The organism is Bartonella queenslandensis AUST/NH15, from assembly GCF_000312585.1.
Taxonomy (GTDB): Bacteria; Pseudomonadota; Alphaproteobacteria; order Rhizobiales; family Rhizobiaceae; genus Bartonella; species Bartonella queenslandensis_A.
On the sequence record NZ_HE998011.1, the window covers coordinates 16,900 to 22,022 of the forward strand.

Here is a 5,123-nt window from a genome sequence, read left to right on the forward strand (position 1 = left end):
CCCCACCATGCTCTCCTTCACCCTGCTTTCTTGTCACACAAACATCAAAAGCCTCTTCAGAAAGCCGGTCCAATTCATCATAGGGGCTCTCACCATGCTTCTCTGCCCCACCCTGCTCTCCTTCACCCTGCTTTCTTGTCACACAAACATCAAAAGCACCGCCACAATCAGCACAAACACGCGCCTTTTCTCCCATCTCATCATCAGGTGTAAGGAAAGGAGCCTTTAAAACATCCTCTTCCTTTGTTGGTTGCGAAAAGCCAATCTTATTGCGCACTTCTTGGGCACCAACACGCAACCCCAAGGGAACAAGTTTTTCCAGCGCATCACTGATGGCTTTAATATCTTCATTTTCCGAAATCGCCCAATAGACAAAAGGGTAGCGCTCTTGGCATCCAAAATTAATCTCAACAAAGGGAACAATCAAATCACGATTAACCGTCAAAGCTAATTGGCGTGCATCAGCACGCGCAATATCATGGCGTACATTTTCATGAATGCGCGCTTGCGAAAAAGACGAACCATCATCCGTCGTCATGGTTTGCCCCAACACGCCTTTCGATATCTGCCGATCTAAATATTCAGCCTTCGCAGCAAAAACCGCATTGCCACTGCCCCCTGCTGCCTCAATAAATTCAATCTCCATCTCTTTAGGGATAATCGCCGCCGCATCACTGGATAAATCACGCACCGCTTGTATCAGAACACGTCGTTCCTCATGAGAAGAGCTTGCCCCATATTTCCCAACACGCAAAGGCATGCCATAAACTTCTAAGAAAGCCATCCAATCTTTCAAGGTATAAGACTTGAACAAAAATGCCCAAGCCGCAAGACGTGCAAGTCCAGAACGAATAGGCAAACCGCTTTTAAGCTTTGGGCGGTGAATAGAAAATTTATAAGCAGGCAATTCACTTCCATAAAGAGACCCCTCTTCTTTTAAACGCAAATGAAAACCATCCCGACGATCCAATTGAAAAAAACGCTGATCACGCCATTTCCAAGCAACCGGAAACCATTCCTTGGCACTCTTGTCCCACAAGGTTTCAACAACCGCATAACCTTTTCCCAAAGCATCTAACAAATCCGTCACATAATCATCAACAAAAGTCGGCGCACTGATCACTTCTCGCACCGCATCCGCTATCTTTTTGTCCTGGGCACTATTGCTTGCCGCCATGACCCCTGGTTCCACACCTGTCAGTGCATTTTTACGCATGCCAAGCACAGCACGATAATGCAAATCACGCTCCTCCATATCATCGGCAAGTTGAAAAAACTGGTCTGGAGAACCCCCTGCTGCCTGCTGCAAAATATCGGCAAGTTGCGCAGGAGTGAGACCACTGACAACTGTTTGTGACCATACATCACGAAGTCCCCCAACAGTAGGGCTTGCCACTTCACGTTCCAATCCTTTGATATGAAGCGCCCTGCCCCATTGATCAACCAGTTTTACCATCTCACAATTCCCTCAATAAATCTTTGATCTTGTTGTTGAAAAAAACGGGGTTTCATCAAAAATATAAATATCCCGAACAGGTATATAGTCATAAATTTCAGGCGTTTGCCGGCTGGAAAAATAAGCTAAAGCACAAGCAATGGCGCTATCACCATGGCGCATAAAACCATCACTGCCTTTAAAACGATGATGATCGGGAATTTTTACAATGCCATTGACATAAGCAAGGGCTTGATGATCGGCAACAATGTCACTCTCTCGCGGCAAAACAATCGTCCCATCCCCAAAGCTTTCTAAATAAGCCGGCATTTCCTTGCCATACCAACTTTGTGACAAGTGGACCTCTTGCACGCAGGCTCCATAACGCTGAGCAGCTTTTTCGGCTAAATAAGCTCCATTGCCCCGCGCATCTAATGCGCCACCCAACAAACGCGGCAAACCACCCACAACATAAAATAAAATCTCTCTTTGTTGATCAAACGGTGTATTGCGCAATTCCACCATAAAGCGTACACGGCGCACCAAATCTTGGCCCACTTCCATCACCACAAGGGAGGTGGCATCACCACTGCGCGCAAAATCAACACCAAAAACATGTTGACGCCGCCGATCAAGCCCAGCGTGAAGAGGCTTTACATATTTCTCACACCAAGAAAAAGCTACTTGACTTCGTTGATCTTCCGATTGGGTTTTAAAATCATCCACACAGGCAAAACGCAGCACCGAAATCCCTGGCGCACAACAGTTTTCAATCTGCAAACGCGTTAAAGCCGCCCCTTCTTGATCGGCTGGAATGGCATCTAACTCTTGGCGCATCGCACTCAAACGCACTCCATAAGAGGCGCGGATTTGCTCTTCCCATTGTCGTTCAGAACGTCGACTCCACACCGCCCCCTTCATGGCACAAACCCGTTTAAACAAACCATTTTTAACCGCCTCACCAAAAGGATAACGATGCACCGAAAAAGGCACTTTGCCTGCTCGCGCCTCACGGATCAGTTCATTGAAAGGATTAAGCACACCATTATGGGTGGAGATCACACGGATTTTGCCTCCCCAAATCAGCAAAGCATTCACCGCATCCAAAACAGAGCGCACATCTTGATGAAACGCCGCCTCATCAATCACCACAATGCCCTGCAAACCCCGAATGTTTTCAGGGCGACTAGAAAGCGCTTCAATACGAAACCCCGAAGCAAAACGCACACGATAGGCAGAAATATATTTCGTTGAACCATCTGCCCTTTGATCTGAGAATAAAAATTCCTCTACATCACCACTGTGACTCGTAATAGCCGAAGCAAAATTGCTCACATAGCCAATAAATTCACGACCCTTTTCTTTGGTATCACCAATATAAAAAACATGATCGCCACCAGCCTCACGCGCTGCCGCCGCAATCAATGTATCATCCAAAGCCTCTGCAAAAGTAATGCCGGTCCGCCGCCCCTTTTCCACCAGTTTTAACGGGGACTTATCCTCAATCCATGCCCGTTGATGCGCCATCAAAACCCCATCCGCTAAGGGATCGATCTCTTTGGGAAAAGCACTTGTCTGCCAAATCTCATCGCTGTTCTGATGCTCATGAGCATGACTTTTAAAAGCAATCTGTTCAAAAGATTCACGCTCCTCACCCATGTTTTACCCCCAAAACTTGCGCACGTATAGCCCGCGCTGTTTCTTCTGAGAGACCCGCCGCTGCTGCCGCCACATCAACCGCTTTGCTTGCTTTGGTAGTAAAATCCTTTTCTAACTTTTGCCGTCTCGTGGTCGACAAATGTTCAGCCGCCAAGACGCCTTTGAGCGCATTGGCTAATTCTTGCGCTGCCTTTGGTGAAAGACTTTTCCCGCTGCTTAACGTGGAAAAAATAAGCTCCTTAATCGCCGCTGCTGTCAACAGAGTGATATTATCAGAAGCCTTAGCATCAAAGCGCTGCGAAAGGCTGGCAGCAATTTCTCTTGTTTGTTCTAAGCGTCTTGACATCACCGCTAACCGCAAAGAATAACGATTAAAACTGGAAAAAGAGGGGATAGAAAAGTTTAAACCCGTGTCTTTTTGTAAAGCCTTCAAAGCCGCTTTAAACTCACCATAAATAGCCATTTGCGTCTTTTCGCGCCCATTTAATGCCTCAGCCGCCGCTGCAATGATTTGATCACAAGCTTGCGGCAATAAATCAATCGCCGTTAAACGTCCACGCCCAACCTTGCGCATCCTTCACCTCGTCTCTTATTGATGAACGTTTGGGGCGCTTAATCCCCTCAATCGAAAAGCTACGGTCTAAATGACGGGCTCCACGTTCCGTTAAAGTCGCAAGCAAAACAGAACCCACGCATTTTAGCGTAACAGCCCCTTGTTCTTCCATAAAAGCCAGTTCATTACGCACAAAATCCCGATCTCGCCGGATACCATAGCTATATAAAAGCCGCTCAATCATCGCACTCGATAAGGTTTCGCTATGTTCACAAAGCAGTCCTTTTAAAATGATCAACCGCGCTTCTTCACGAATAATTTTATCCATATCTGCTTTCATTTCTTGGCATTCTCCAATAAAAACTCTTGCAAGCGCTCGCCAATCGCTGCCACGGGTTGCAACTGCGCAGAAAGCGTATTGAGGCGACCGTTCAATTTCTCCATATTCAATTCCAATCTTTTCAACGCATCACGATCAGGCAAAAAATCCACCTCTGTTTCTAATTTTTGCACACGCTCCTTAAGCGCCGTGATATCTTTCAGTATTTCCCGCGTACCTGAAGAAAAATAAGCTTTCAAAACCCCACAAATCGCAACAATTGACAACAGCAAAGACAACCAGCCATTCGCCACACTAATATCCAAATTCACGAACCCTCTCCTTGCTTCATTAAAAGCGCTTTAACCGCAGCTTGTCTACGCTGTTCGCAGATCAATAAAGCAGCACGGTCACGGCTCCAATAATGCACCACTTCACGCGCATTCAAAGCACGCTCCGGCAACAATAAAGGACGCTGACATGCCCTATGAACAACAGGCGGCAATTCAACCGATAAAAACTGAGAAGAAAAGTTACCCTCCAGCTTGGGTGTTGAGCAAGCGCACACGCTCAAGCCCAATGCCATCACCAGAAATAGTTGGCAATGCTGCATTGACCTCCTCCATTTTTCTAAGCTTTTGTTCCAAAGTAGAAATCACCGATTGTGCGCGACGCTCTGCTTTTTGCGCTGCCTCTCTTTGCCTCACTTGTTCAAGCCGTGCTTGTAAAGAAACCTTGGCAATCTCCAAACGCCAATACACATCACGCGCCTTTTCTGCCTTTAAAATTTGCCCTTTCATAAAGCCAAAAGCCGCAAACATCACACTGACCAAAAAAAGCAAACCCAAAGACAATTTTGAAACAGAGCTAAACATTGCGCTTCTTCCCCCACCCCGTTATCTCCACACCATCATAGGAGCTGCTATGCCACTTATGGGAATGCTTCCTATGGGAAAAATCCACAGAACCAAAACCACGATGCACACCCAAATTCCCAACGATAATCGCCACCATCGAGGGAATAGAAATCGCCGCCATATCAACAATACGTGGTGCGCCCCACAAACCACCAGCAATCAGCAAAAAAATAACCCCCCAAGCAAACCAAAAGGACCACCATAAATAACGTCGAGAACCACGATAAGAGGGCTTCATAC

Annotated in this window: 8 protein-coding genes; all 8 read right to left on the reverse strand. The window is 46.7% G+C overall.

From position 1 onward, the window contains the following. The coding region (locus tag BN338_RS07530; protein WP_083868450.1) for a DUF935 domain-containing protein at positions 1–1,456 on the reverse strand (1,456 nt) is incomplete at its 3' end. A 12-nt stretch (positions 1,457–1,468) separates the two neighbouring features. Beyond that, positions 1,469–3,094: a hypothetical protein gene (locus tag BN338_RS07535; RefSeq protein ID WP_051018514.1), complete on the reverse strand. Its 1,626-nt coding sequence runs from the start codon at positions 3,092–3,094 to the stop codon at positions 1,469–1,471. Further along, the gene (locus BN338_RS07540) at positions 3,087–3,668 is read right to left on the reverse strand and encodes a phage protein Gp27 family protein (protein WP_019222482.1); all 582 of its coding nucleotides are present in this window, start codon (positions 3,666–3,668) and stop codon (positions 3,087–3,089) included. The genes BN338_RS07535 and BN338_RS07540 overlap by 8 nt, the downstream gene beginning before the upstream one ends. After that, complete coding sequence (locus BN338_RS07545) at positions 3,631–3,987, reverse strand: VpaChn25_0724 family phage protein (protein ID WP_039760634.1); 357 nt, start codon at positions 3,985–3,987, stop codon at positions 3,631–3,633. Before BN338_RS07545 ends, BN338_RS07540 begins: the two co-directional genes overlap by 38 nt. Next, complete coding sequence (locus BN338_RS07550) at positions 3,984–4,298, reverse strand: DUF2730 family protein (RefSeq protein ID WP_019222480.1); 315 nt, start codon at positions 4,296–4,298, stop codon at positions 3,984–3,986. Before BN338_RS07550 ends, BN338_RS07545 begins: the two co-directional genes overlap by 4 nt. Continuing rightward, positions 4,295–4,534: a hypothetical protein gene (locus BN338_RS07555; RefSeq protein ID WP_244427635.1), complete on the reverse strand. Its 240-nt coding sequence runs from the start codon at positions 4,532–4,534 to the stop codon at positions 4,295–4,297. Before BN338_RS07555 ends, BN338_RS07550 begins: the two co-directional genes overlap by 4 nt. Then, a complete protein-coding gene (locus BN338_RS07560) occupies positions 4,500–4,841 on the reverse strand; it encodes a hypothetical protein (RefSeq protein WP_039760637.1) in 342 nt (113 codons plus the stop codon). Before BN338_RS07560 ends, BN338_RS07555 begins: the two co-directional genes overlap by 35 nt. Next, the gene (locus BN338_RS07565) at positions 4,834–5,121 is read right to left on the reverse strand and encodes a hypothetical protein (RefSeq protein ID WP_039760640.1); all 288 of its coding nucleotides are present in this window, start codon (positions 5,119–5,121) and stop codon (positions 4,834–4,836) included. The genes BN338_RS07560 and BN338_RS07565 overlap by 8 nt, the downstream gene beginning before the upstream one ends. Positions 5,122–5,123: the final 2 nt, after the last annotated feature.

What these genes read in the sequence shown, in the direction of transcription:
- BN338_RS07535 (WP_051018514.1), bottom strand. Translation starts at nt 3,094, where the DNA reads ATGGGTGAGGAGCGTGAATCTTTTGAACAGATTGCTTTTAAAAGTCAT.
- BN338_RS07540 (WP_019222482.1), bottom strand. Translation starts at nt 3,668, where the DNA reads ATGCGCAAGGTTGGGCGTGGACGTTTAACGGCGATTGATTTATTGCCG.
- BN338_RS07545 (WP_039760634.1), bottom strand. Translation starts at nt 3,987, where the DNA reads ATGAAAGCAGATATGGATAAAATTATTCGTGAAGAAGCGCGGTTGATC.
- BN338_RS07565 (WP_039760640.1), bottom strand. Translation starts at nt 5,121, where the DNA reads ATGAAGCCCTCTTATCGTGGTTCTCGACGTTATTTATGGTGGTCCTTT.
- BN338_RS07560 (WP_039760637.1), bottom strand. Translation starts at nt 4,841, where the DNA reads ATGTTTAGCTCTGTTTCAAAATTGTCTTTGGGTTTGCTTTTTTTGGTC.